At 62.7% G+C, this 24,651-nt stretch carries 26 protein-coding genes; 17 read left to right on the top strand and 9 right to left on the bottom strand.

Annotated elements, in window-relative coordinates:
• Positions 1–317: 317 nt before the first annotated feature.
• From KFO72_RS28190 to KFO72_RS28155, 8 genes are all read left to right on the top strand, one after another.
• On the top strand, positions 318–1,022 hold the full coding sequence (locus KFO72_RS28190; RefSeq protein WP_035999952.1) for a FadR/GntR family transcriptional regulator: 705 nt from the start codon (positions 318–320) through the stop codon (positions 1,020–1,022).
• Positions 1,023–1,089: 67 nt separating this feature from the next.
• Complete coding sequence (ltnD, locus tag KFO72_RS28185) at positions 1,090–1,980, top strand: L-threonate dehydrogenase (protein ID WP_107203509.1); 891 nt, start codon at positions 1,090–1,092, stop codon at positions 1,978–1,980.
• A gap of 15 nt (positions 1,981–1,995) precedes the next feature.
• The gene (gene otnK / locus KFO72_RS28180) at positions 1,996–3,312 is read left to right on the top strand and encodes a 3-oxo-tetronate kinase (protein ID WP_225033498.1); all 1,317 of its coding nucleotides are present in this window, start codon (positions 1,996–1,998) and stop codon (positions 3,310–3,312) included.
• On the top strand, positions 3,309–3,965 hold the full coding sequence (locus KFO72_RS28175) for an aldolase (RefSeq protein ID WP_225033497.1): 657 nt from the start codon (positions 3,309–3,311) through the stop codon (positions 3,963–3,965). The genes otnK and KFO72_RS28175 overlap by 4 nt, the downstream gene beginning before the upstream one ends.
• A gap of 136 nt (positions 3,966–4,101) precedes the next feature.
• A complete protein-coding gene (locus KFO72_RS28170) occupies positions 4,102–5,439 on the top strand; it encodes an MFS transporter (protein WP_054932959.1) in 1,338 nt (445 codons plus the stop codon).
• A 25-nt stretch (positions 5,440–5,464) separates the two neighbouring features.
• Complete coding sequence (gene otnI / locus KFO72_RS28165) at positions 5,465–6,253, top strand: 2-oxo-tetronate isomerase (protein ID WP_225033496.1); 789 nt, start codon at positions 5,465–5,467, stop codon at positions 6,251–6,253.
• A gap of 48 nt (positions 6,254–6,301) precedes the next feature.
• Complete coding sequence (gene denD, locus KFO72_RS28160; protein ID WP_107203507.1) at positions 6,302–7,291, top strand: D-erythronate dehydrogenase; 990 nt, start codon at positions 6,302–6,304, stop codon at positions 7,289–7,291.
• A 118-nt stretch (positions 7,292–7,409) separates the two neighbouring features.
• Positions 7,410–7,643, top strand: a complete 234-nt coding sequence (locus KFO72_RS28155) for a hypothetical protein (protein WP_224099899.1) — start codon at positions 7,410–7,412, stop codon at positions 7,641–7,643.
• Here the strand turns inward: KFO72_RS28155 and KFO72_RS28150 are convergent.
• The 8 genes from KFO72_RS28150 to KFO72_RS28115 form a co-directional block, all read right to left on the bottom strand.
• Positions 7,640–8,698, bottom strand: coding sequence for a GlxA family transcriptional regulator (locus KFO72_RS28150; protein WP_054932955.1), 1,059 nt, complete (start codon positions 8,696–8,698; stop codon positions 7,640–7,642). The genes KFO72_RS28155 and KFO72_RS28150 overlap by 4 nt on opposite strands.
• A gap of 94 nt (positions 8,699–8,792) precedes the next feature.
• On the bottom strand, positions 8,793–9,554 hold the full coding sequence (locus tag KFO72_RS28145) for a CbtA family protein (protein WP_224099900.1): 762 nt from the start codon (positions 9,552–9,554) through the stop codon (positions 8,793–8,795).
• 13 nt (positions 9,555–9,567) lie between these two features.
• Positions 9,568–9,777, bottom strand: coding sequence for a CbtB domain-containing protein (locus KFO72_RS28140; RefSeq protein WP_054932953.1), 210 nt, complete (start codon positions 9,775–9,777; stop codon positions 9,568–9,570).
• Positions 9,778–9,819: 42 nt separating this feature from the next.
• Entirely contained in the window at positions 9,820–10,167 is a 348-nt protein-coding gene (locus tag KFO72_RS28135; protein WP_060604146.1) for a nitrile hydratase accessory protein, read from the bottom strand.
• 10 nt (positions 10,168–10,177) lie between these two features.
• Positions 10,178–10,801, bottom strand: coding sequence for a nitrile hydratase subunit alpha (nthA, locus tag KFO72_RS28130; RefSeq protein WP_054932951.1), 624 nt, complete (start codon positions 10,799–10,801; stop codon positions 10,178–10,180).
• Positions 10,802–10,819: 18 nt separating this feature from the next.
• A complete protein-coding gene (gene nthB / locus KFO72_RS28125; protein ID WP_054932950.1) occupies positions 10,820–11,563 on the bottom strand; it encodes a nitrile hydratase subunit beta in 744 nt (247 codons plus the stop codon).
• Positions 11,564–11,593: 30 nt separating this feature from the next.
• The gene (locus KFO72_RS28120) at positions 11,594–12,097 is read right to left on the bottom strand and encodes a DUF1097 domain-containing protein (RefSeq protein ID WP_054932949.1); all 504 of its coding nucleotides are present in this window, start codon (positions 12,095–12,097) and stop codon (positions 11,594–11,596) included.
• 35 nt (positions 12,098–12,132) lie between these two features.
• The gene (locus KFO72_RS28115; RefSeq protein WP_225033495.1) at positions 12,133–13,101 is read right to left on the bottom strand and encodes a CobW family GTP-binding protein; all 969 of its coding nucleotides are present in this window, start codon (positions 13,099–13,101) and stop codon (positions 12,133–12,135) included.
• Positions 13,102–13,562: 461 nt separating this feature from the next.
• Here KFO72_RS28115 and KFO72_RS28110 point away from each other — a divergent pair, with 461 nt between their 5' ends.
• The 8 genes from KFO72_RS28110 (at position 13,563) to KFO72_RS28075 (ending at position 22,747) form a co-directional block, all read left to right on the top strand.
• The gene (locus KFO72_RS28110) at positions 13,563–13,877 is read left to right on the top strand and encodes a hypothetical protein (protein WP_225033494.1); all 315 of its coding nucleotides are present in this window, start codon (positions 13,563–13,565) and stop codon (positions 13,875–13,877) included.
• Between the two features lie 21 nt (positions 13,878–13,898).
• Positions 13,899–14,714 carry a peptidoglycan-binding domain-containing protein gene (locus KFO72_RS28105; RefSeq protein ID WP_225033493.1) on the top strand — a complete coding sequence of 272 codons (816 nt, stop codon included), beginning with the start codon at positions 13,899–13,901 and terminating at the stop codon, positions 14,712–14,714.
• Between the two features lie 97 nt (positions 14,715–14,811).
• On the top strand, positions 14,812–15,726 hold the full coding sequence (locus tag KFO72_RS28100; RefSeq protein ID WP_054932945.1) for a LysR substrate-binding domain-containing protein: 915 nt from the start codon (positions 14,812–14,814) through the stop codon (positions 15,724–15,726).
• A gap of 181 nt (positions 15,727–15,907) precedes the next feature.
• Complete coding sequence (locus KFO72_RS28095) at positions 15,908–17,188, top strand: dicarboxylate/amino acid:cation symporter (RefSeq protein WP_054932970.1); 1,281 nt, start codon at positions 15,908–15,910, stop codon at positions 17,186–17,188.
• A complete protein-coding gene (locus KFO72_RS28090) occupies positions 17,185–18,666 on the top strand; it encodes an amino acid racemase (protein WP_060604126.1) in 1,482 nt (493 codons plus the stop codon). The genes KFO72_RS28095 and KFO72_RS28090 overlap by 4 nt, the downstream gene beginning before the upstream one ends.
• 86 nt (positions 18,667–18,752) lie before the next feature.
• Positions 18,753–20,198, top strand: coding sequence for an aspartate ammonia-lyase (gene aspA / locus KFO72_RS28085; protein ID WP_225033492.1), 1,446 nt, complete (start codon positions 18,753–18,755; stop codon positions 20,196–20,198).
• Between the two features lie 280 nt (positions 20,199–20,478).
• Entirely contained in the window at positions 20,479–21,786 is a 1,308-nt protein-coding gene (locus KFO72_RS28080; protein WP_054932942.1) for a dicarboxylate/amino acid:cation symporter, read from the top strand.
• Positions 21,787–21,799: 13 nt separating this feature from the next.
• Complete coding sequence (locus KFO72_RS28075; RefSeq protein WP_062916096.1) at positions 21,800–22,747, top strand: amino acid ABC transporter substrate-binding protein; 948 nt, start codon at positions 21,800–21,802, stop codon at positions 22,745–22,747.
• A 349-nt stretch (positions 22,748–23,096) separates the two neighbouring features.
• On the opposite strand, the gene nhaR is transcribed toward KFO72_RS28075, so the two are convergent.
• Positions 23,097–23,993, bottom strand: coding sequence for a transcriptional activator NhaR (gene nhaR, locus KFO72_RS28070; protein WP_054932940.1), 897 nt, complete (start codon positions 23,991–23,993; stop codon positions 23,097–23,099).
• 146 nt (positions 23,994–24,139) lie between these two features.
• Between nhaR and KFO72_RS28065 the strand changes: the two genes are divergently transcribed.
• Entirely contained in the window at positions 24,140–24,622 is a 483-nt protein-coding gene (locus KFO72_RS28065) for a CBS domain-containing protein (protein ID WP_054932939.1), read from the top strand.
• Positions 24,623–24,651: the final 29 nt, after the last annotated feature.

Here is a 24,651-nt window from a genome sequence, read left to right as displayed (position 1 = left end):
GCACAGGGGCGACGCGTGAAGCGAGCTAACAATTCGCGGATGCCAGCGCAAAGGCGAAAAACACCAAGCCGCGACGCGCCTGAAGCACGCAAACAAATCGCGAATGCAAGCGCAAACACCAAAACACCAAAACACCAAAACACCACACCGCGACGCGCGAAGCGCGATAACAAAACGCGGACGCCAGCGCAAAGGCGCAAAACCCCCCGACCTGGCAACGCCCGCGCCGCGAGGGCACATTCCCGAGGGTTTCCCCCCATACCCCGCGCCGCAGGCAAATTTGTATGATGACCCTATGACATGGCAAATCCACTGATATGTTCGAAAAAATCCCGAGCCGGGCACTCAGCGACACCGTCGCCCAACAACTGCTCGCGCAAATCGACAAAGGCACCTTCGCCCGCGGCGGCAAGCTGCCGACAGAAGCCGTGCTATCGCAAGAATTCGGCGTAAGCCGCACAGTCATCAGGGAAGCCATCTCGCGCCTGAAGAACGAAGGCGTGGTCGAGCCCCGCCAGGGCAGCGGCGTGTACGTGTCAGCCCACGGCGCGATCCGCCCGCTGCGAATCGACTACGCAGAAGCAATGGAAGGCGGCTCAGTACTGCACATCCTCGCAGTGCGCCGCGCGATCGAAGCCGAAGTCGCAGCGGAGGCTGCCATGCGCCGCACGGACGCCGACATGCTGGCAATCGACGCCGTCCTCAAAAAGATCGACGAAGCCGTCGCCGAAGGCCGCGACGGTGTCGCTGAAGACGTCGCGTTTCATCGCACCATCGCCACCGTGACGGGCAACCCGTATTTCCTGAAGACCCTAACGTTCCTCAACCAGTATCTCGAAGCAGGCACCGTCATCACGCGCCGCAACGAAGCGCTGCGCGAAGACTTCTCGCGTCAGGTGCGCGACGAACACGCGGCAATCGTGGCCGCGATTCGCGCAGGCGATCCAATGGCCGCCCGCAACGCCGCGCAAACGCATATGTACAACGCCGCCCGCCGCCTTGCCGAGGCCGGCATCTGCTGATCCACACACACGTGCGCTCGCGACACGCGCGAGCCGTTGTCCGAAGCATTGTTCGTAGAGGAAGGGTATGTCCAGAAATGTCGGAGTGATCGGTCTTGGCGCGATGGGAATGGGCGTCGCGCGCTCGCTGCTGCGCGGCGGCTTCAATGTGCATGCGTGCGACGTGCGCCGCGAAGTGCTCGACCAGTTCGTCGCCGATGGCGGCAAGGCCTGCGCAAGTCCCGCTGAACTGGGCGCGCAATGCGACGTCGTCGTTACGCTCGTCGTCAATGCGGCGCAAACCGAAACCGTGCTGTTCGGCGAACAAGGCGCCGTTCGCGCGATGAAGCCGGGCGGCGTCGTGATCGCCTGCGCCACCGTTGCGCCGGACTTCGCCATCGACCTCGGCCGCCGCGTCGAAGCGGCCGGCTTGCACCTGCTCGACGCGCCCGTATCGGGCGGCGCGGCGCGCGCGGCATCGGGCGAAATGACGATGATGACCTCCGGCCCCGCCGCCGCCTACGCCGCCTGCGACGACGTGCTCGCCGCGATGGCGGGCAAGGTTTATCGCCTCGGCGACCAGCATGGCGCGGGATCGAAGGTGAAGATCATCAACCAGCTGCTCGCAGGCGTGCACATCGCCGCCGCCGCCGAAGCCATGGCGCTCGGCCTGCGCGAAGGCGTCGACCCCGACGCGCTCTACGACGTCATCACACACAGCGCGGGCAACTCGTGGATGTTCGAGAACCGCGTGCCGCACATTCTCAATGGCGACTACACGCCGCTGTCCGCCGTCGATATCTTCGTCAAGGACCTCGGTCTCGTGCTCGATACCGCGCGCCGCTCGAAGTTTCCGCTGCCGTTGTCGGCGGCGGCGCATCAGATGTTCATGATGGCGTCGACGGCGGGGCATGGCGGCGAAGACGATTCCGCCGTCATCAAGATTTTCCCCGGCATCGACGTGCCGCCGAAGCGCTAAGCGGAGCCGAAAGAGATGACCACCTCTACCCGCAAGCCTCTGCTCGGCTGTATCGCCGACGACTTCACCGGCGCGACCGACCTCGCGAACATGCTGGTGCGCGGCGGCATGCGCACCGTCCAGACCATCGGCGTACCCGCTGCCGATACCCGCATCGAAGCCGATGCGCTGGTCGTCGCGCTGAAGTCACGCACCATCGACGCCGCCGATGCCGTCGCGCAGTCGCTCGCCGCGCTCGAATGGCTGCGCGCGCAAGGCTGCCGCCAGTTCTTCTTCAAGTACTGCTCGACCTTCGATTCGACGGATCAAGGCAATATCGGCCCCGTCGCCGATGCGCTGCTCGATGCGCTGTCGGCCGCCGGCGGCGGCACGCCGTTCACGATCGCGTGCCCGGCGTTTCCGGAGAACGGCCGCACGATCTATCGCGGACATCTGTTCGTGGGCGACGTGCTGCTCAACGAATCGGGCATGGAGCATCATCCGCTTACGCCGATGACGGACGCGAACCTGGTGCGCGTGCTGCAACGGCAGACGCGCTCGACAGTCGGCCTCGTGCGCCATGACGTGGTGGCGCAAGGCCCGCAAGCCGTGCGCGCGTCGATCGATGCGCTGCGCCGCGACGGCGTGCGCATGGCGATCGCCGATGCTGTTTCGGACGCCGATCTCTACACGCTCGGCGAAGCCTGCGCGGAACTGCCGCTGATCACGGGCGGCTCGGGCGTCGCGCTCGGCTTGCCGGGCAATTTCCGCCGCGCCGGCCTGCTCGACGACGCCGCCGATGCGGGTGAACTGCCGCGCGTCGAAGGCGCGTCGGCCGTGCTGGCGGGCAGCGCATCGAAAGCGACCAACGCGCAGGTTGCCGCATGGCGCGAAACGCGCCCCGCGTTCCGCATCGATCCATTGGCGGCCGCGCGCGGCGAGCCCGTCGTCGATCAGGCGCTCGCCTTCGCGCGCGAGCATATGAATGCGGCGCAGCCTCAGCCCGTGCTGATCTACGCAACGGCATCGCCGGACGACGTGAAGGCCACGCAACGCGAACTCGGCGTCGCGCAGGCCGGCGAACTGGTCGAACGCACGCTGGCTGCGATCGCGCGCGGCTTGCGCGATCTCGGCGTGCGCAAGTTCGTCGTCGCGGGCGGCGAGACATCGGGCGCCGTGGTGCAGGCGCTCGACGTCGAAATGCTGCGCATCGGCAAGCAGATCGATCCCGGCGTGCCGGCGACCGCGACCATCGGTGCGCAACCGCTCGCGCTCGCGCTCAAGTCGGGCAACTTCGGCGCCGTCGATTTCTTCGCGAAGGCGCTGCGTCAACTCGACGGAGGCGCGCAATGACGCTCGCCATCCACGTGAACAGCGAGGCGAAAGTCCGCGAAGAAGTCTGCGTGACGGGCGCGAGCCTGTACGAGCGCGGCTACACCGTCGGCAGCGCGGGCAACATCAGCGCGCGCCTCGACGACGGCTGGCTGATCACGCCGACAGACGCGTGTCTCGGCCGTCTCGACCCCGCGCAGATCGCGAAGGTCGATCTCGAAGGCAACGCGGTTTCAGGCGGCAAGCCGTCGAAAACGCTCGCCCTGCATCGCGGCGTCTACGAGCGCAACCGCGAGGCGCGCGGCATCGTGCACACGCATTCGACGCATCTCGTCGCGCTGACGCTCGCGGGCGTCTGGAACGATGCCGACGTGCTGCCGCCCATCACGCCGTACTACGTGATGAAGGTCGGCCACATTCCGCTGATCCGCTACCGGCGTCCCGGCGATCCGCAAGTCGCGCAACAGATCGCGGCGCTCGCCGAAAGCGTGCGCGGCGTGCTGCTCGAACGGCTCGGGCCGGTGGTGTGGGAGCGGTCCGTCTCTCAGGCTTCGTACGTGCTCGAAGAACTCGAAGAGACAGCGCGCCTGTGGCTGATGACGAACCCGCGTCCCGCCCCACTCGACGAAGCCGCGCTCGAAGAGTTGCGCACGGTGTTCGGCGCGCGCTGGTGAATCGCTCGCACGCGTAAAGGCTCAACGGTCCGCGAACGCCGCAGACCATCCGCATGACCAACCAGGCATAAAGCCGGAGGACCGACCGCCATGAAGCGGTCGGCCAACAACCGGCGCCATCCGAAGGAGACAGTGCATGACTAGCTATCAGGCGGCATCCGCTCGCCCCGCCTCAACCGCCGACGCAGCCGGCCAACCCGGCGCGGCCGAAATCGAACGCACCTACGGCAAGGTGTTCTGGCGCATCGTGCCGTTCCTGATGCTGTGTTACGTGGTCGCGTATCTGGACCGCGTCAACGTCGGCTTCGCGAAGCTGCAGATGTCGCAGGACCTCGCGTTCAGCGAAACCGTATTCGGGCTGGGCGCGGGTGTGTTCTTCGTCGGTTACTTCCTGTTCGAATTGCCGAGCAATATCCTGATGCACAAGCTCGGCGCGCGGATCTGGATCGCACGGATCATGATCACCTGGGGCGTGATGTCCGCGCTCTTCGTCTTCGTGAAGACGCCCGCGCAGTTCTACGCGCTGCGCTTTCTGCTCGGCCTTGCCGAAGCCGGTTTCTATCCCGGCGTGATCCTGTACCTGACCTACTGGTTCCCGTCGCATCGTCGCGCGAAGATCATCGCAGTGTTCATGTCGGCGATTCCCGTGTCGGGCATTTTCGGCAATCCGCTGTCGGGCTGGATCATGCAGAGCTTCGATTCGCATCACGGATTCGCGGGCTGGCAATGGATGTTCGTGATCGAAGCGGTGCCCGCCATCGCTATCGGCATCGCGACGATTCTGTATCTCGACAACGGCATCGCCAGCGCGAAATGGCTCACGCCGCGCGAGAAGAAACTGCTCGCCGATGAAATCGCCGCGCAGCCGCAAGAAAAAGCGAAGTCGCATTCGGTGCGTGCTGTGTTTCGCGATCCGCGCACGTGGTGGATGTCGCTGATCTATTTCGCTTTCGTCACGGGTCAATATGGGTTGACGTTCTGGATGCCGACGCTCGTTAAATCGACGGGTGTGACGGGTGCGTTCCAGATCGGCCTGTTGAGCGCGATTCCGTTTCTGGTCGCGATCGTCGTGATGAACGTGATGGGCCACAGCGCGGACAAGCGCCGCGAGCGCCGCTGGCATCTGATCGGCCCTGCGCTCGCGGGTGCTGTCGGCTTCACGGTCGCGGCTTCGTTTGCTGACAACACGGTCGTATCGATCGCGTCCCTGTCGATCGCGGCAGCGGGCGTGCTGACTTGCGCGCCGCTGTTCTGGTCGCTGCCGACGGCGTTCATGTCGGGCGCGACGGCGGCGGCGGGTATTGCGATCATCAATTCGATCGGCAATCTGGCGGGCTTCGCGAGTCCGTACATGATCGGCTATCTTAAGGACCTCACGCACAGCACGCAGTCCGGCATGTACGTGCTCGCCGCGATGCTCGTGATTGGCGCGCTCGCCACCTGGCTGACGCCCGCGCGGCTCGTGAACCGCTAAACGCGCTTTAAAAGGAGTTGCTTCGATGCCTCGCTTCGCCGCCAATCTGACGATGATGTACAACGAACACGCGTTTCTCGATCGCTTCGCCGCTGCGGCGCGCGACGGTTTCGAGGCCGTGGAGTTCCTGTTCCCCTATGACTTTCCCGCTGCCGATCTGAAGGCGCGCCTCGACGAGCATGGCCTCACGCAGGCGTTGTTCAATGCGCCGCCCGGCGACTGGGCGGCGGGCGAGCGCGGCATCGCGTCGTTGCCGGGCCGCGAGGACGAGTTTCGCCGCAGCGTCGACACGGCGCTCGAATACGTGCGCGTGCTCGGCAACGACAAGCTGCATGTGATGGCGGGTTTGATCAAGCCGGAGCAATCGCGCGCCGCGCATCGCGAGGTGTATCTGAAGAACCTCGCGTATGCAGCGAAGGCCGCGCAGGCGGACGGCATCATCGTCGTCATCGAGCCGATCAACACGCGCGATATCCCCGGCTTCTTTCTGAACCGGCAGGACGATGCGCAGGCGATCTGCGCGGAAGTCGGCGCGGCCAACCTGAAAGTGCAGTTCGATCTTTACCACTGCCAGATCGTCGAAGGCGATCTCGCCGTGAAGCTCAAGCGCGATATGAAGGGCATTGGTCATATCCAGATTGCGGGCGTACCCGAGCGGCACGAGCCGGATATCGGCGAAGTGAACTATCCGTATCTGTTCTCGCTGATCGACGAACTGGGTTACGACGGCTGGATCGGCTGCGAATACCGGCCGCGTGCGGGCACGTCCGATGGACTTGGATGGATCAGGCCATACGTGAAGGCACGCGGCTGAGGTTGTACCTGAGCGCGTTCGACAGACACACTGAGGATTAACAGGAACATGAAAGTACTGATCACGGGCGGCGCGGGATTTCTCGGCCAGCGTCTCGCGCGCGAGCTGCTCGCGCGCGGCGAACTGAAGGGCACGGACGGGCAGCGTCAGCCGATTACCGAACTGGTGTTGCTCGACGTCGTCGCGGCGCAAGGTCCGAACGACGAACGCGTGCGCGTCGAAGTCGGCGACATTGCCGAGCGCAGCGTGCTCGAACGTCTGATCGACGACAAGACGGCGGCGATCTTCCATCTCGCGGCGATCGTCAGCGGCCAGGCGGAAGCCGATTTCGAGCTTGGCATGCGTATCAATCTGGACGCGTCGCGGCTGTTGCTCGACGTGTGCCGCGCGCGCGGGCATCGGCCGCGCGTTCTGTTCACGAGTTCGGTGGCCGTCTACGGCGGCGACTTGCCCGATGTCGTGCTCGACGAAACCGCGCTCAATCCACAGTCGTCGTATGGCGCGCAGAAAGCGGGCGCCGAGTTGCTGCTCAACGACTACGCGCGGCGCGGCTTCGTCGATGGCCGCGTGCTGCGGCTGCCGACCATCAGCGTGCGGCCGGGCAAGCCGAATGCGGCGGCGTCGTCGTTCGCGAGCGGCATCATTCGCGAGCCGCTCACTGGCGAGCCGGCCGTGTGCCCCGTGAGCGGCTCGACACGCTTGTGGCTGCTGTCGCCGCGCAAGGCGATCGAGTGTCTGATCGCGGGTAGCGAGATCGACAGCGCGGCGTTGGGCAAGAGCCGCACCGTGAACCTGCCGGGCGTGTCGGTGACGGTCGACGAAATGGTCGCCGCGCTGCGCGAAGTGGCGGGCGAGGCGGTCGCGGCGCGCATCGAATGGAAGGCGGACGAGCGTGTCGAGAAGATCGTCGGCAGCTGGCCTGCGCGATGGGACGTGTCGCGCGCGACGCAGCTTGGGCTGCACGGCGACGCGTCGTTCAAGGACATCGTCCGCGCGTTCATCGACGACGAACTCGGCGGGAAGATTCCGCAGCACTGAGTGCATCGAGTTGAGCGGGAGCGTGCGTTCGCTCCCGTTACCTGCGCGCATCGGCTTCTATAATCGGACGATCCACTCACACCGAGGGAATCTGATGCGGCGCAGCGCGATTCTCCTGATGTTTTTTCTGACCGCGTGCAGCGCGACTGTCAAGCCGACGCTCACGAACGGCCGCGACGGTGCGGTGATTGCGTGTGACGGCCTGCTCTATAGCTGGAAGATCTGCGACAAGGCGGCAAGGAAAACATGTCCGGGCGGCTACGATGTGGTGGATCGCCAGGAAAGCAGAAACCACACCGATTACGGCAGCTATCCGACGCGCAAGCTCGTCGTGAGCTGCAAACAGTATTAGCGCGGGTCACGCATTGCGCTATTCGACACCGTGGCAGACACGCGAGACTCCCCGCGCGGCGCTGCCAATTTCTTCTTCTCTACGAGCGGCTTCTTCGATCTGAACCGGTCGCGATAGTCGGCCGGGTTGATCTGCAGACGGCGATGGAAGGTCCGGCGAAATCCGTCGGTGTCGTCGAAGCCGCAGCGTTGCGCGATGTCGCGCAGCGACAGGTCGGTGGCTTCGAGAAAGCGCCTCGCTGCATCGATACGCGCATTGGCGAGAAACGTCATCGGCGTGATGCCGCATTCCTTGGCGAACAGTCGCGACAGGTTGCGCGCGCTCATGTGCACGCGTTCGGCGAGCGACGCCACCGTATGGTCGACATGCAGGTTGTCGAGCATGAACTGCTGCAGCGCGACCATCTGCGAACCCGGCGACGCCTGCGTCTCCAGCAGCGGGCTGAATTGCGACTGCCCGCCCGCGCGCCGCAGATAGACGATCAGATACTTCGCGACATCGAGCGCCATCTGGCGGCCGAAGTCGTCTTCGATCATGGCGAGCGACAAATCGATGCCCGCCGTCACGCCCGCCGTCGTGTAGATATTGCCGTCCTGCACGAAGATGTGATCCGGTTCGATCTTCGCCTTAGGAAACGTCGCGGCAAGGCGAGGCACGTCCATCCAGTGTGTCGTCACCACCTTGTTGTCGAGCAGGCCCGCCGCGCCGAGCGCAAACAGCCCGTTGCAGATCGCCGACACGCGGCGGCAATGCCTGTGCTGTGTCCTGAGCCAGCCGCTCAACGCCGGGTCGTCGAACGTGTCGAAGATGCCGAGGCCGCCGGGCACGATGATCGTGTCGAACTCGGGGCATACGTCGAAGATCGTGCGGTCGGGCATGGTGTTCAAGCCACTCGACGATTGCACCGCGCCGCGCGTCGTGCCGACCGTCAGCATTTCGTATTCGCACTCGCCCTTGCTCAGTATCTTCACTTCGGCGAACGCATCCCTCGGCCCGGCGATATCGAGCAGCTGGAAACCGGGAAAGACAAGCATGCCGACCTTGATGCGTTTCATCGCGAGTGTCCGAATACGCTGGAAGACGGGCGCCCGCTTACGCGAGCGCCGCGAACGGTTAGTCTATACGGCAATGTCCGATGCGTCCGGGCGGTCAAAAAGCTTGCGTTGCTGCGCCCGCTTCGCGCGCATTGCGGCGCGCGGGCGACTCCGCGAGCCCGAGGCGTTCGGCGAGCACGCCGAACAGCGCGCCTAGCGTCGCCCAGATCACGGCCTGCATGCCGATCGCGGCGATGCGGAATTTCCACAAGAGCGTGGCAGGGAAAGCGGCCGGGACTTCGTCGATGGCGGGCAAGGCCGCGAGCACGGCGGTCAGCATCACGACGAACGCGAGCAGCCCCGCCAGCGCGCCGTTCCATGCGCCCAAGCGCCGCGCGGCGACGCTGCGCACGTTCAGCGACAACACCATGATCGCGACCGAGATTGCGATGGCCAGGAAAAACAGTCCCGTGCGATAGCCGATCGTCTCCGGATCGCCGACGGACGGCGGGTTGGCGGGATACTTGAGATTCGGCACGACCACGAGCGCGACGAACGCGCCCAGCGCAAGCCACGCGGCGAGCGGCCGTGCGCCGAGCTTGCCGACGCGTCCCCACGCCCACGCAAAGGTCAGCGCGAAGAGCCCGCCAAACGCCGCGCCATACGCGACGACGCCCGTCAGCAAACCGAGACCGGCTTGCGTGTCGCGGCTCACCAGTTCGGGTTCGTGCGCGTCGCCTTCCATGGCGTGCGTATGTTCCTCGAAGGCGATCGCGCGATCGACCTGCGGCTCGCCCGCCACGCGCGCGAATCCAAACGCGATCAACCCCGCGACGACACCCGCGAGCATGCCGCGCATCAACAGCTTGCCGACCATGATGGTCTCCTTGTCAGTGGCAGGGAAAGCCGAGCAGATGGCGCCCGTCGTGCACGAACTCATGCACGTACATACCGGGCACCAGCGACGTCGCGCCTTCCTCCGCGCCGACAAAGTACAGCACCAGCAACATCAGCAGGCCGCCGAACACGATCCACGGCAATAGCTCGCGCAATGGAATGGGCGTGAGCGCGTCTACGGGTTGGAGCACAGCATCGTTCATGAATGACCTCTTGAGTGTGATTGAATGTTCAGAATGTTCCGCTCACGATTGAGCCGCCGCGCGCCGCGCCGTGACGACTCGCGCGAGTTCGTCGCGTGACAGCACGCCGCTCGCTTCGACCACGTTCAACAACGCTTCGAGAAAGCGTTCGTAGTAGTCCCAGCGCGGCTGGTTCTCGCAGTCGATCGTTTCCCACTTCGCGATCGACGCAATCAGGCTCTGTCGAAAGTCTTCCCATTCGAAGCAGCCCGCCTTCGATAGCGACAGCGCGAGCCCGAACACGTCGCGTTCCCAGCGGTTGGTGAAGAACAGCTTGCCGTCCAGACGCGGGGGCGAGTCCGGCGTGCCGAGCATCGATGCCGCGGCGTATTCCTCGAAGCGCGTGAACATGGCGATGTCCTCAGGCCGCAGGCGCGGCGACGAGCGCGACGCCCATCATCGATTCCGGCGTGACGAGCGCGGCGAGTTCCTCCTCGTTCAGATGCTCCGTGTTCGCGGGACGCTCAGGCACGACGAACCAGCGGATTTGCGCGCTGCTGTCCCACACCTTCACTTCCTTATCCGCGGGCACGGTCACGCCAAATTCCTGCAACACCGCGCGCGGTTCGCGCACGCCGCGCGCGCGAAACACCGGGTCCTTGTACCAGTACGGCGGCAGGCCGAGCACGGGCCACGGGTAACACGAGCACAGCGTGCAGATGATCAGGTTGTGCACGTCGGCGTCGTTGGCGACGGCGGCCATGTGCTCGCCTTCCGCACCCGCCATGCCAAGCGGCAGCGAAAGCTCGGCAATCGCTTTGGGCGTGTCTTCGATGAGCCTTTGCTTGTACGCCGGATCGACCCACGCGTGCGCGACGATCTTCGCACCGTTGAACGGGCCTGCCATCGTCTCGAAGTGTGCGAGCACGGCATCGACGGAATCGCTGCCGATCACGCCTTTCTCGATCAACAACGCTTCGAGTGCGCGGACCTTGGCCGCACTCGATGCTTCGCGGTCTTCCGGATATTCGAACTGTTGGGTCATGCTGGTCTCGCTGTCGGTTTAGTTGGCCGGCTGCACGTAGGCTTCGTACAGGTCGGCGTAGAGGGTCGTGTTCGCTTCGCTCTTGCCTTCGCCCCAGATGTCGGCGGTATCGAAGGCGATCCGGTAGACGGGCATCGGCTCGCCGATGCCGTCCACGCCCGTCGAGACGAAGTACGAGAACGCGCCCGGATAGACGAGATCGACGGTGCCCGTCTTGTTGCGCAGATAGCCGGGCAGACGCGTGTGATCGACGGCGTCGGGGTCGGCGATACGCACCGTGTCGCCTTTTGCAAAGCGTGCTTCCCGTTCGAGCGTGTGATAGCCCGAATCGCCGTTTTGCAGATATGCATCGACCTGCGCGGCGAGGGCTGTGTCCGGTTTGTGCGGCAAGGTGGCATCCGGGCTCGCGCGATAGTGCGCCGTCTTCTGCGCGAGTTCTTCCGCCGTGATGTAGCCCTGATCGACGAAGAACTGCGAAATGCCGCCTAGCCACTTCTCGTAGTAGCGGTACTTGAAGTAATCGAATGGCTGCATGTCTTCGGCGCCCGTGCGCAGCGACGCCCATGTCCAGTCGTTCTTGAACGTGGTCGGCAGCTGATCGATCGGGTAGGGATGCAGCGCGTTCGCCAGATGCGCGCTCTCGGCCATCATCACGGTATGAATGCCGAAGATGCGCTTTTCCCACGGCTCGACGAATACGCGCGTCTCGGTGCTGACAGGGCCGAGGTTTTCAATGCCGCCAAGGTGATGCTGTAATTTCACGGTTCGCTCCGCAGAGTGGTGAAGAGAGACTTAGCCAAGCCGGTGCTCGCGCCTGAATGCGAGCGCTTCGCCCACGACTTCCGACACGAAGCCGAACGCCGCGCCCGTCACGAGCGCGGCAGCGGCGACGAGCGCGGGGTTGCCGATGCCCGCCGTCGTGATCGCCTTGCCGGTGGCGACGGTGGTGCCGACTGTCGATGCAAAGCCCCACACGATCGCGGGCAACACGTCGAGCAGCTTGAGCTTCGACGCCTGCACCATCGCCGCGCTGCCGATGCCGACCAGCACGGCGGCCGCGAATGCGCCGCCGCTCGTCGCCGCGATGCACAGCAGCGTCAGCGAGGCGATCACGAGTCCCGTGAGGTTCGACGCGACGCTCTTGACGAAGCCGCCTCGGCCGCCGCCCAGCACGAAGAACGATGCCCAGGCGATGAACGTCACCCAGACGGGGACGGGAAGCAGGGTTCCCGTGAGCCATGTGTCGGCGACAGCAAGAACGCCGATGCTCAATGTGTACGCCTCAGGCTTTTTCATTTGCGTGCTCCTTCAAGGAAGTTGAGTGAAAAGGGTTAGTGCATGCAACTCAATAGACCGTCGCGCATGCGCACGGCGTCGATGTTTCTGCCGATCATCACGAAGCGGTTCTCGCGGTGTTCGTCGCGCGACCATGGCTTGCCGAACTTCGCGTCGAGCAGCATGTGAACGCTGTGAAAATGCAGCCGCCTCGCCTCGTCGTGCAGGTTGAGCACGCCTTTCATGCGCAGCAGTTGCTGGCCGTCGGTCTGCACGAGCTGATTGATCCAGCGGTTGAAGCGCGTTGCGTCGAGCGCGCCTGGCACGACGAATGCGCACGACGCAATGGTGTCGTCGTGTTCGTGGTCATGGGCTTCCTCGTCGAGCAGATCGGGTTCGACGGCGAGCAGGTTGTCGAGCGAAAAGCTGCGCACGCCCAGCAGCGAATCGACGGTGACGGCCGAGTGATTCGCGAAGTCGAGCTGCGCGGTGGGATTGAGCTGGCGGATGCGTTCGACGAGCGCATCGACTGCTTGCGGCGAGGCGAGGTCGGTCTTGTTGACGATGATCCGGTCGGCGAATACCACCTGTTCTCTTGCGATGTCGTCGTCGAGTTGCGCATCGGCATGCAATGCGTCGATAACGGCGACCACCGATTCCAGTTCGACGCGCTCGCGCACGTCGGGATCGGCGAGAAAGGTCTGCAAGACAGGCGCGGGATCGGCAAGGCCCGAGGTCTCGACGATCAGCCGTTCCAGCTGGTCGCCGAAGCGCGCGAGCAGATCGCGCACGCTCGCGACGAGGTCTGCGCGCACCGTGCAGCACACGCAGCCGTTGTTGATTTCGATGACTGCCTGTTCGTCGGCGACGATCAACTGGCCGTCGATACCCACTTCGCCGAACTCGTTCACGACGATGCCGATCTGCATGGGCCGTGTCGCGTCGAGGATGTGATTGACGAGTGTCGTCTTGCCGGCGCCGAGAAAGCCGGTCACTACCGTCGTAGGGATTTTCTTGAGTCGCATCGCGGTCGTCCTTGGCGCTTGCCTTGCGGCGGTGCGCAGGTTGGGAACGCACGATTCTTAGCGACTTCCAGGCCGAATTGTCGCGGCTGTCTTCGGGGCGACCATAGTTGGCAGGAATATGCGGCCAGGGTTACCGGATTTGCCGGAACGGTGCGGGACGGACAGAAGACGGGTGGGAGAGAAAAGGCGCGGCGCTATCGACAATGGGGCGCGCGTGATCGCAAACGGTGCGGGAGATGCATCGAAGCGTGCGGTGCGAGGTGCGAGGCTTGAAAAAGGGAAATGCAATGGTGTGTGCGACGCCACACATACGCGCATCGCCGAAATCTTATCCTCGGATATAAGCGTCTACCGATGGATCGCGAGTTGTTGCTGTTCTATCTCAGGGCCAGTTGCAGTTCCGGCTCGCGCAGGCGGGAGACTGCGATGGGTGTCCATGCATGTGCCGCTACGGAGTTAACATGATTCCTCCGATATTGCAGAGCGTTCAGCAGGCGTGCAACGATTTCTACAACAACACGGGGATACAGACGAGTCCAAAGGCCATAGAGTTTATGGCTGGCGTAATTAGCCTCGTCACTGAAGATCCGCATCCCACCTGGAACATACCGGGAGGAAACGTCGAGAAGCTGACGCAAGCCTACCAGGCAGCCGTACCGATCTTTCTGTATCAGATTCTCAAGCAGATGGAATACGAAAGAAATATTACGGCGTTCGACGTGGTGCATTGGCTAGCCTTCAATCTCGATCAGTTCATTTGCGTGATCAAGAAATAGCGGACCCGGCAAAGCTTTTATATGTCTTCTCCTCCGCCATCGCCCGATCCTCCGCCGAGTCCGTGGACGGTTCTCAGTGAATTCTCGAAAGGCATTGTGACGCTTTCGAGTGCCATTTTCGCACTGACAGCGGCCTTCTCGGGCAATCTGCTCGGCAAGCCCAGTAGTTCGAACTACATTGTCCTGTTGCTGTTGTCGTGGGCGGCGCTTGCTTTTTCTATCTGGAGTGCTTCGACTTGTCAGGGTCTTCTGATTAATTTTCTAAGAGATCCCACTGACGATAAAAGCAGAAAGCGCGCAATCTGGAGAGCAAACGGGTCGCACTTCACGATGCTGCTCGGTCTCCTGTTGTTTGCCGCTTTCGCAATGTTATGTTTGAACGTCAAACCAGTCGAACCGCTCGATGCACGCGCAGCCGCCGACAAGACCGTGGGCGCCGCGACCGATATGTACAAACGTCCGGCGTCCGATTTCGCAGTTCGTACAGTGGAGTGGGTGGAACGCGCAAAAACCTATAACGTGACATTGGACCAGGCATCGGCGTCACGCCGTGTTGTCTTCGAGATCGATGCAACGAATGGGCACGTGATTCAAAGCTCGGTTCAGGACCTCACAAAACCCGTCGCGGTTCATCGTGATCCATTCGATATCCAGCTTCAACTCGCGAGACAGGGCTACAAGCCTGGACCGATCGACGGCGTGATCGGAAAGCGAACCATCGCGGCGATAGCCCGTTTTCAGGCCGATCACGGGCTTGCAGCAAGCGGGATGGTAGATGAAGCGACATCGGCCGCCTTGTTTCCGACGCACGTTTCTTCGCAAGCAGGGGCTCCCTGACCGACCTTTCGGCGATGAATCCCGTTCAGTACCGTCGCGGTTTCTCACTCGTCAACATAGGTAGAATGCCCGTGTCCCACAAGGCTACCCCTTCGCTATGGAAATCAAGTGGATCGAGGACTTCATTGCCCTCGCTCAGTACCAGAGCTTTTCACGTGCCGCAGAATTCCGGAACGTCACTCAATCTGGATTCAGCAGGCGCATTCAGTCTCTCGAACAATGGGTTGGCGCGGAACTGATCGACCGCAGCAGCTTTCCTCCCGTCCTGACGCCTGCGGGGCAACTGTTCCGCGAAGTCGCCGACGACGTCCTGAACAAGCTCTTCGATACCCGCGCGATCATCCGTACCGAGCAACGCATCGCCGGCAAGAGCCTGCAGATTGCAGCCGGGCACACGATCGCGTTGAGCTTCCTGCCTGCGTGGCTCAAGCATCTTTCGACTCACCTTGGCGAAGTGCGCGCACGTGTGGTGCCCACCAATGTGCACGACTCGATCCTGATGCTCGTGAACGGCAATTGCGAGTTGATGTTCGCGTACCACCATCCCGAACTACCGCTGCATCTCGATCCTGTGAAGTATGAGCACGTCACGGTCGGTATCGATACGCTCATGCCTGCCAGCCGGCCGAACCCGCGTCTGGCTCCGTTGTTCCGCCTGCCGGGAACGACGAAGCAGCCCTTGCCGCACATTTCGTACACGGAAACGAGCTACTTCGGACGTTGTCTTGCCTTGCTGCTCAGCCGGGCTTCCGATACGCCCGTCTTGCGGCTTCACTATGAGTCGGACATGGCCGAAGTGCTCAAGAAGCTCGTCATGGAGGGCGAAGGACTCGCGTGGTTGCCGAAGAGCGCCATCGCCGCCGAACTCGACGAGGGCGAACTGGTTCCCGCTGGGCCGTCTGCGTGGAATCTGGAGATCGAGCTTCGCGTCTACCGCGACGCATCCAACCGCAATGAGTTTCTGGATACGCTCTGGCAACATCTTCGTGCGGTTTCACCCGTGACGCGCTAGGGTTTTCCCGCCTTATGCGGATTTCGCATGCCCGCATGCAGCACTTGCATTCACGTGTTTTTGACCATCTCTACCATCCGTTCTGATTCTGACGCGACGTAAGGCCGACGTCGCTCCAGACCTCTTCCAGTGCACTGCAGTCGCCTTGCGATTGCAGTGCGCCACTCAAGGACGGATGGACATGAAAAATCGCCTTACTCTGAATATTGCCGCGGGGATGGTGCTCGGGGTCGTTGCTGGCTACGTGTGTCACACGAGCTTGTCCGACCCGGCGACGGTCAAGGCCGTGGCCGGTTATTTCTCGATCGTCACGGACATCTTTCTGCGGCTCATCAAGATGATCATCGCGCCGCTGGTCTTCGCGACCCTCGTGTCCGGGCTGGCGGGGATGGACAGCGGGCAGGATGTCGGCCGTATCGGCCTGCGCTCGGTGGGCTGGTTCATCTGTGCATCGTTGCTGTCGCTGGGTCTGGGTCTCGTGCTGGCCAATCTGCTGCAGCCGGGCGCCGGCCTCCATCTGGTCGAGAATGCCGGTGAGGTGAGTACCGGGCTCAATACGTCGGCGTTGAACGTCAAGGACGTCATCACGCACGCGTTTCCGACCAGCCTGATGGATGCGATGGCGCGCAACGACATCCTGCAGATTCTGGTGTTCTCGGTCCTGCTCGGACTCGCACTCAGTGCGTTGAAGAAAGACGAACGCGTGATGGTCGTCATCAAGGCCATCGACGGGATGGTGCCCGTCATGCTGCGCCTGACCAACTATGTGATGCGCGCCGCGCCATTGGGCGTGTTCGGTGCCATTGCTTCGGCGGTGACGCTGCGGGGCGTGGATGTGCTCTACACGTACGGCAAGCTGATTGGCTCGTTCTATCTGGGCCTGGCGCTGTTGTGGGCGATTCTGACGGGCGTTGGCTATGTGTTCCTCGGCCGTCGCGTCGGCACCTTGCTCAAGGCTGTGCGCGAGCCGGCGATGATCGCCTTCTCGACGGCCAGCAGCGAGGCAGCCTATCCGCGTCTTACGGAGCAGTTGGAGAAGTTCGGCGTCGACAAGAAGGTCGTCGGTTTCACGCTGCCGCTGGGCTATGCATTCAATCTGGATGGCTCGATGATGTATCAGGCGTTTGCCGCGATCTTCATCGCGCAGGCCTTCGGCGTCGATATGCCTGTTTCGCAGCAGATCTTCATGTTGCTGGTGCTGATGCTGAGCAGCAAGGGCATGGCCAGTGTGCCGCGCGGTTCGGTGGTCGTCGTCGCCGCGGTGGCGCCGATGTTCCATCTGCCTGCTGCAGGCGTGGCGATGGTGCTCGCCATCGACCAGATCCTCGATATGGGACGCACCATGACGAACGTCATCGGCAATAGCGTAGCGACCGCCGTCATTGCAAAGTGGGAGGGCCGCCGGCAAAGCGAGCCTGTGGATGCGCCGCTGTTCGATCAGGCGGAGGTCGGAGCGAAATGACGTCCGGCAATGTCGACAACAGACGCAAGTACGGTATCGTCGGCGGCCTTGGGCCGCTGGGGAGCGCGGACGTGTTCTTCAAGCTCGTCAAGGCAATGCCGCCGTCGACGGACGCCGAGCACGCCGATCTGATTTTCCAGCAGCATCCGTTCAGGAGCTCGGGCGTGGGAAGCGCCGCCACGACCGAGCGCAAGCTGTACATCTTCAACATGATCCGCGATTTTGAAAAGCGGGGCGTGACGACAGTCGTGCTTCCCTGCTTTCTCAGTCACACCTTCATCGACGAACTGAAATCGAACACGACCCTGCAGATCGTCGATATGGTGGAAGCGGTGCGTCATCACATCCGCAAGCGTTTTCGCGGAGCGCGTCGCATAGGCATCCTCGCCTCGGACTACACGCGGGAGAAGCGTCTGTTCGAGCGTTACTTCACGCCGCCGGAGTTCGAGGTTGTCCATCCGCGCATGGATGACGGCATCGACCTCGTCACCGAAGCGGTGTACGGCCAGGAAGGCATCAAGACCGGCCATCTGCGCGGCCGGCCGGTCGAACTGCTGCACAACGCTTGCGCGGATCTTATCGAGCAAGGGGTCGATGTCATCGTTCCGGGCATGACCGAAATCGCGCTCGTCGCGGATGAAATCCGTCTGCTGAATGTGCCGCTGATCGATCCCAACCTCGTGTACGCGCAGCACGTCGTGTCGGGCCAATACGACCCGCCCTCGGGTGTGTTCAAGGTTGGGGTCGTGGGCGGCGTCGGCCCCGCTGCGACGATTGATTTCCTCGACAAGATCGTGCGCAACACACCGGCCCAACGGGACCAGGATCACATCAGGCTGCTGGTCGAACAGAACCCGCAGATTCCCGATCGTACCGAGAATCTGATTGGCGACGGCGCGGACCCGACGGTGTCGCTGTATGCAACGTGCAAGCGGCTGGAGGAGGGCGATGCCGACATCATCGCCATTCCGTGCAACACCGCCCACGCGTTTGTGGAACGCATCCAGCCGTACCTCGGCATTCCCATCGTGAACATGCTGACGGAAACGGTCCGCTATCTGCGCGAGTCGTATCCGGCGCAACGCGAGATCGGCGTGCTTGCGACCTCGGGCACGATTGCGAGCGGTGTTTATGAAAAAGCGCTTGAATCGCAGGGGCTTCGCCAGATTGCGCCGGGACCCGAACTCCAGGCGCGCGTGATGGAAGCGATCTACGGCAAGGACGGCGTGAAAGCAGGGTTCACGACGGGGCAATGTCAGGAAGACATCGCTGAAGCTGTCGAAGGCCTGATTGCAGAAGGTGTCGAAGTCATCGTGCTTGGCTGCACCGAACTCCCGCTGCTGCTGCCACACAGCGAGTTCACGGGCAGAAGCGGCGCGCGCGCGAGGCTGATCGATCCAACCGACGTGCTGGCCCGGCAGTGCATCGCGCATGCAACGGCGGCCAGCGAGTCACCCGCTCGCACGAGCACAACGTAACGCCAATTCTGTCGACGCGACGAACCCGTTGCCTGAACGCATCGGGTGCCGTCGAGCCATCACTGACACGCTAACGGAGCGACACGATGTCCCCATCCAATGAACGGATCGAGCACGATCTTCTTGGCGATCTGCCCGTGCCGAACGACGCCTACTACGGTGTGCACACGCTTCGCGCACTTGCCAATTTCCCGATCACGGGCATCCCGATCTCGACGTATCCGAATCTCGTCAACGCGCTGGCGTGCGTGAAAGAGGCGGCGGCTATGGCCAACTACGACCTCGGCCTGCTTGCGGAACACAAGATGAAGGCGATCGTTCACGCGTGCCGTGAGATCCGCAACGGCATCGCGCATGACCAGTTCGTTGTCGACGTCATTCAGGGCGGTGCGGGCACGTCGACCAACATGAACGCGAACGAAGTGATCGCCAATCTGGCGCTCGAACAGCTTGGCCACGCGCGCGGCGACTACGCGCTGCTGCATCCCAACGAAGACGTCAATCTCGGTCAAAGCACGAATGACGTGTACCCGACCGCGTTGAAGATCGCGACGTACATGGGGATCGTTCAGCTGGTGCATGCGATGGGGATATTGCGTCACTCGTTCGAACGCAAGGCAGAGGAATTCCGCGACGACCTCAAGATGGGGCGAACGCAATTGCAGGACGCGGTTCCCATGACACTCGGTCAGGAGTTCAGCACGTTCGCGGTCATGCTCGGAGAAGACGAAGAGCGGCTCATGGAAGCGTTGAAGCTGATCTGCGAGATCAATCTTGGCGCAACGGCCATCGGCACCGGCATCAACACGTCGCCCGAATACGCTGCGCTTGCGTGCCGGCATCTTGCCAGCATCACGGGCATACCCGTCATCACGTCACCCAATCTCGTCGAGGCGACGCAAGACGTGGGCTCGTTCGTCCAGTTGTCGGGCGTGCTCAAGCGCGTGGCGATCAAGCTCTCCAAGACGTGTAACGACCTTCGGCTTCTTTCGAGCGGTCCGCGCGCGGGCTTTGGCGAGATCAATCTGCCGCCCGTCCAGGCGGGTTCCAGCATCATGCCTGGCAAGGTCAACCCGGTCATTCCGGAAGTCGTCAACCAGATCGCCTTTGAAGTCATCGGCAACGACGTGACTGTGAGCTTTGCGGCAGAAGCCGGTCAGCTGCAATTGAATGCGTTCGAGCCGCTGATTGCGCATAGCCTCTTCAAGAGCGTTGCACACCTGCGTGCGGGATGCCTCACGCTTGCTTCGAAGTGTGTGGACGGGATCACGGCGAATCGTGACCGGCTTCATGCGCTCGTCGAGAACTCGATCGGCATCGTGACGGCGCTCAATCCGTATATCGGTTATACCAACGCGACGCAGGTGGCGCGCGAGGCGCTCGCGTCGGGCAGAAGCGTCGCCGAGATCGTCGTGGAGAAGGGGCTGCTGAGCCGGGCGCAACTCGACGAAATCCTGCAACCGTCGATGCTGACCCAACCCAGACAGGCCGTTGTGTTTTCGCCATCGCTGAACGAGGGGAACGGTGCTTGATGGCGCCTCGTCGCCCGCGATGGAAGTCTGCGCGGTTAGATCGTCGACTCTGGATGAGCGAAACGCTACACTCTGAGTATTCGACGACTACCGTAAGCTGCAGGGACGGGCCGAACTTCACGGGCCCGACGCACTACGGGCGCAGTCTTTGCCCTCCGGCACGTGATATTCCGCTGCCGGACAGTCTTGAACGTAGTAGATAGCATTCCGGGCAACGCCTGGCGCATCCTGTTTCGACCTTTCCATCCGCAATACACGCGTAGTGCATGGAGGCTTCGAGATGAACAGAAAAAATGCCGCGGCCATCTGGATTCTGATCGCGATGCTGTTGGGCATCGGGATCGGCTACATGATCTACACGAGTTTTCCGGACAAGAAGGCTGCCACCGAGATCGCGGGCTACATCTCGCTGGTGTCGGACGTGTTCCTGCGTCTGATCAAGATGGTGATCGGCCCGCTCGTCTTCTCGACGCTTGTCGTCGGCATTGCGCACATGGGCGACGCGGCCTCGGTCGGTCGCGTGTTCGCGAAAGCGCTAGGCTGGTTCGTCACCGCTTCGCTGGTCTCGCTGCTGCTCGGCCTGTTGATGTCCAATCTGCTCAGGCCCGGTGAGAATCTTGGGCTGCCGCTGCCCGACATTGGCGCGTCGGCGAACCTGGCCACCGCCAAGTTCACGCTGAAGGACTTCGTCGGTCACATGGTTCCCAGGTCCTTCGCCGAGTCGATGGCCAACAACGAAATCCTGCAGATCGTCGTGTTCTCGATGTTCTTCGGCATTGCGCTCGCCGCGCTGGGTGAGAAAGGCAAGGTGCTGGTGGCCGCGATCGACCAGCTCTCGCACGTCATGCTCAAGATCACCGGTTACGTGATGAAGCTCGCGCCGCTGGCGGTCCTGGCGGCGATGGCCTCTACCGTGGCCGTCAACGGGCTGACTATCCTGTTGAAGTTCGCGGTCTTCATGGGCGACTTCTACCTCAGCCTTTTCCTGTTGTGGGCGGTGCTCACGGCGGCTGGCTTCGTGTTCCTCGGGCCGCGCGTGTTCAAGCTGCTGGCGCTGATCAAGGAAGCATTCATGCTTTCCTTCGCGACCGCGAGTTCCGAGGCCGCGTATCCGAAGATCCTCGACGCGCTCGACCGTTTCGGCGTGAATCGCAAGATTTCCAGCTTTGTGATGCCGATGGGTTATTCGTTCAACCTCGACGGCTCGATGATGTATTGCACGTTCGCGACGCTGTTCATCGCCCAGGCGTACAACATGCACCTCTCGCTGGGTACGCAGCTGACCATGCTGCTGATCCTGATGCTGACGTCCAAAGGGATGGCCGGCGTGCCGCGCGCTTCGCTGGTGGTGATTGCCGCCACGCTCAACCAGTTCGGCATCCCGGAAGCCGGGTTGCTGCTGATTCTGGGCGTGGATACGTTCCTCGACATGGGCCGTTCGGCGACGAACGCGGTGGGCAACTCGATTGCGAGCGCGGTGGTCGGCAAGTGGGAAGGGGCGCTGCTGTCAGAAGCCGACGCCGCGGCCAACGCGGCGCGCATCGACGCCGAACTCGGCGCGACGCTGGCCCATCCGGCGGAAAGCTGACGGGGACTGTGCCATGAAGACGCAGCGATTCTGGTCGATGCTGGCCATCGCGGGGCTGCTGGTGGCGGGGGCCGCAGTGCGGGCACAGGACGACCCGCAGTCATCCCGCCCGGTTCCCGATACCGCCGCGCCCGTCGCGCTGACGGGCACGCTGGCCAAGGTGCGGGAGTCGGGTGCGATCGCGCTGGGCTACCGCGAGTCGTCGGTGCCGTTTTCGTATCTGAACGCGCGCAACGAGCCGATCGGCTATTCGATCGAGCTGTGCAAGTCGCTCGTGTCGGCCATCGGGGACGCGGTCAACCGCACCCTGACCATCCAGTGGGTGCCTGTTACAGCCGAGAACCGCATTGACGCTGTGGCCGGCGGCCGTGTCGATCTGGAATGCGGCTCTACGACCAGCAACGTGGAGCGCCAGAAACGGGTGGCTTTCTCGCCGATCATTTTCGTGGCCGGCACCAAGGTGATGGTCAAGAAAGGCTCGCCGATCGGCTCGTTCCGCGACCTCGCTGGCAGGAAGGTAGCGGTGACGGCCGGCACCACCAACGAGAAGGCGTTACGCGATCTTGACCAGAAGTTCAGGCTCGGGATGCAATTGCAGGTGGTGCCGGACCACGCGCAGGGCTTCGCGCAGGTGGCCGAAGGAAAGGCCGATGCCTTCGCCACCGACGACGTTCTGCTGTATGGCCTGATCGCGGAGCATGCCGGCGCGGGCGGCGAGTACCGCGTGGTCGGCGACTATCTGTCTTATGACCCGTACGGCATCATGTTTCGCAAGGACGACCCGCAGCTCGCGCAAGTGGTGAGGGATACCTTCCAGGAGCTCGCGGCGGATGGGGAAATCGATCGCCAGTACAAGCGCTGGTTCTTGCGCCGCCTGCCGTCGGGCACCAGCCTCGACCTGCCGATGAGCAGGCAACTCCACACCATCATCGAGTCGATGGCGGGCGGCGAGGCGCAGTGAGCGGTGCGCTTGCGGCCACCTGGTGGTGCCACCCGCGATACCCGTAGTAACCACGTCTGTCGTAGTAACCAGGGCCATAGTAAGCGCGGCCGTAATAGCCCCGATATCCGCTGTGCCAATAAGGATAACGATAGTATCCGGCCCAGGGGCGCGGTCCATAGATCACCGGCGGCGTAGACGACGGGCGGCGGCGCAACGAGGCATGAACGAATAGCGCTGAGTCCGTTTTCTATGGGTTCACTACGCGGTAGCTCATACGTGAGGCCGAAAGGCCCTGATCTTTAGAGTGGGCGGGTCGGAAGTCGTTCAGGGACGACGGAAGAGGGCATCGCAACGGAAGCCGGGTCGTCTAACCGTTGAACAGTTCGCTTCGCGCCGCGTCCATGATCATCGCAACAGCAGGATGGCTGATACGGCGCTCGATCGAGATGGCATAGAACTCTTCGACGATGGTGTTGATCTGCCCGACCATCGTCAGTTTGTGCTCTGCCTGTAACTGGCTCTCCAGCGCGGTTGGCGCGAACAGCAGGCCGCGGCCCTCGCGGCCGAACGCCATGGTCATCGCGCCGTCGTCGAATTCGCCGACGATGCGCGGCGAAATGGCATGCGACGCCAGCCAGTGATCCAGCTTGCGGCGTACTGCGGATTCCGTGCCGGGCAGCAACACCGGCAACTGACCGAGCGACAACGGGAAACGTTTCCTGGCGGTCTGGACCAACGCAGGCGCGCCGAAGCAACTCAGCGTCGAACGGCCGAGCCGGTGGTTGAATGCCTTGATGTTGACATCGGCGGGAATGGGCGCATCCGCGATGATCAGGTCGAGGCGGTGCACGGCGAGTTGCGCGAGCAGCGCATGCAGCTTGCCTTCGTGACAGATCATGCGCAGCGAAACGGGCGCGCTGAGCGCGGGTTCCAGCAGCCGGTACGCGATTGCTTTCGGAACTGAATCCGCGATCCCGACACGAAACCGCGTTTGCGCACCGGATTCGTTCTCGCGCCGCACCGCGCTCTCCAGTTCCGAGCCCAGCGAAAATATTTCGTCCGCGTAGTCGAGCACCAGCCGGCCTGCATCCGTCAGTTCGATGTTGCGCCCGCTCTTCCTGAACAGTTTTTTATCCAGCGCTTCTTCGAGCAGTTTGATCTGGCCGCTGAGCGTTTGCGGCGAGATGTGCAACTGCTCGCCCGCGCGGACGATCCCGCCCGCGTGCGCCGCGACCCAAAAATAATGCAGATGCTTGAAGTTCACGTGCCCTCCGTCAATGACTCAAAGCTACGGTTTTTACGAAGTATTGGCAACAAAAATACGAATTTTATGTTCTATCGGATTCGGTTAGATTGAAGCCTCGCACCTGGACGCCGGCGAGCGGCTAACGACACTGACAGAGGTGACTTATGGCATCGGTTGCGCAATTTCTTCGTTCAAAAGATTCCCGGACAGTGTGGTCCACCCACGCGTCCGCATCCGTCTACGACGCGATCGCGATCATGGCGCACCGCCGGGTGGGCGCACTGATCGTCGCAAACGAAGGACGCCTGGCCGGTATCGTGACCGAGCGCGATTACGCTCGGAAAATCGTCTTGATGGACCGCTCGTCAAGGAATACGCCGGTGCGCGACATCATGTCGACCGAGGTGCGCCATGTCGGCCCGCAGCACACGACCGACGAATGCATGGCGATCATGACCGCGCACCGGATACGTTATCTGCCTGTGATCACGGCCGGGCAGGTGATCGGCATGGTGTCGATCGGCGACCTGATCAAGAACCTGATTGCCGAGCAGGAACACACGATCCGGCAACTGGAGCACTACATCCACGGCAACGGTTTTCACGTGGGCCATCACGGCTTGCAGGCTCAAGGGCCGCGAGTTTGACGAGTCAATAAATATTACTGTTCGTAATG

Source organism: Paraburkholderia sp. XV, assembly GCF_020177535.1.
GTDB classification, from domain to species: domain Bacteria; phylum Pseudomonadota; class Gammaproteobacteria; order Burkholderiales; family Burkholderiaceae; genus Paraburkholderia; species Paraburkholderia caribensis.
Note: the sequence above shows the minus strand (reverse complement) of the source record. Positions and strands in the feature narration are given on the sequence as shown.

Bases quoted from the DNA above. Each gene is read 5' to 3' on its own strand.
- KFO72_RS28170 (WP_054932959.1), top strand. From the start codon at position 4,102: ATGACTAGCTATCAGGCGGCATCCGCTCGCCCCGCCTCAACCGCCGAC.
- aspA (WP_225033492.1), top strand. From the start codon at position 18,753: ATGTCCCCATCCAATGAACGGATCGAGCACGATCTTCTTGGCGATCTG.
- KFO72_RS28190 (WP_035999952.1), top strand. From the start codon at position 318: ATGTTCGAAAAAATCCCGAGCCGGGCACTCAGCGACACCGTCGCCCAA.
- otnI (WP_225033496.1), top strand. From the start codon at position 5,465: ATGCCTCGCTTCGCCGCCAATCTGACGATGATGTACAACGAACACGCG.
- KFO72_RS28100 (WP_054932945.1), top strand. From the start codon at position 14,812: ATGGAAATCAAGTGGATCGAGGACTTCATTGCCCTCGCTCAGTACCAG.
- KFO72_RS28120 (WP_054932949.1), bottom strand. From the start codon at position 12,097: ATGAAAAAGCCTGAGGCGTACACATTGAGCATCGGCGTTCTTGCTGTC.
- otnK (WP_225033498.1), top strand. From the start codon at position 1,996: ATGACCACCTCTACCCGCAAGCCTCTGCTCGGCTGTATCGCCGACGAC.
- KFO72_RS28155 (WP_224099899.1), top strand. From the start codon at position 7,410: ATGTTTTTTCTGACCGCGTGCAGCGCGACTGTCAAGCCGACGCTCACG.
- KFO72_RS28150 (WP_054932955.1), bottom strand. From the start codon at position 8,698: ATGAAACGCATCAAGGTCGGCATGCTTGTCTTTCCCGGTTTCCAGCTG.
- KFO72_RS28065 (WP_054932939.1), top strand. From the start codon at position 24,140: ATGGCATCGGTTGCGCAATTTCTTCGTTCAAAAGATTCCCGGACAGTG.
- KFO72_RS28095 (WP_054932970.1), top strand. From the start codon at position 15,908: ATGAAAAATCGCCTTACTCTGAATATTGCCGCGGGGATGGTGCTCGGG.
- ltnD (WP_107203509.1), top strand. From the start codon at position 1,090: ATGTCCAGAAATGTCGGAGTGATCGGTCTTGGCGCGATGGGAATGGGC.
- denD (WP_107203507.1), top strand. From the start codon at position 6,302: ATGAAAGTACTGATCACGGGCGGCGCGGGATTTCTCGGCCAGCGTCTC.
- KFO72_RS28135 (WP_060604146.1), bottom strand. From the start codon at position 10,167: ATGTTCACGCGCTTCGAGGAATACGCCGCGGCATCGATGCTCGGCACG.
- KFO72_RS28105 (WP_225033493.1), top strand. From the start codon at position 13,899: ATGTCTTCTCCTCCGCCATCGCCCGATCCTCCGCCGAGTCCGTGGACG.
- nthA (WP_054932951.1), bottom strand. From the start codon at position 10,801: ATGACCCAACAGTTCGAATATCCGGAAGACCGCGAAGCATCGAGTGCG.
- KFO72_RS28115 (WP_225033495.1), bottom strand. From the start codon at position 13,101: ATGCGACTCAAGAAAATCCCTACGACGGTAGTGACCGGCTTTCTCGGC.
- KFO72_RS28110 (WP_225033494.1), top strand. From the start codon at position 13,563: ATGATTCCTCCGATATTGCAGAGCGTTCAGCAGGCGTGCAACGATTTC.
- KFO72_RS28080 (WP_054932942.1), top strand. From the start codon at position 20,479: ATGAACAGAAAAAATGCCGCGGCCATCTGGATTCTGATCGCGATGCTG.
- KFO72_RS28145 (WP_224099900.1), bottom strand. From the start codon at position 9,554: ATGGTCGGCAAGCTGTTGATGCGCGGCATGCTCGCGGGTGTCGTCGCG.
- KFO72_RS28140 (WP_054932953.1), bottom strand. From the start codon at position 9,777: ATGAACGATGCTGTGCTCCAACCCGTAGACGCGCTCACGCCCATTCCA.
- KFO72_RS28175 (WP_225033497.1), top strand. From the start codon at position 3,309: ATGACGCTCGCCATCCACGTGAACAGCGAGGCGAAAGTCCGCGAAGAA.
- KFO72_RS28090 (WP_060604126.1), top strand. From the start codon at position 17,185: ATGACGTCCGGCAATGTCGACAACAGACGCAAGTACGGTATCGTCGGC.
- KFO72_RS28075 (WP_062916096.1), top strand. From the start codon at position 21,800: ATGAAGACGCAGCGATTCTGGTCGATGCTGGCCATCGCGGGGCTGCTG.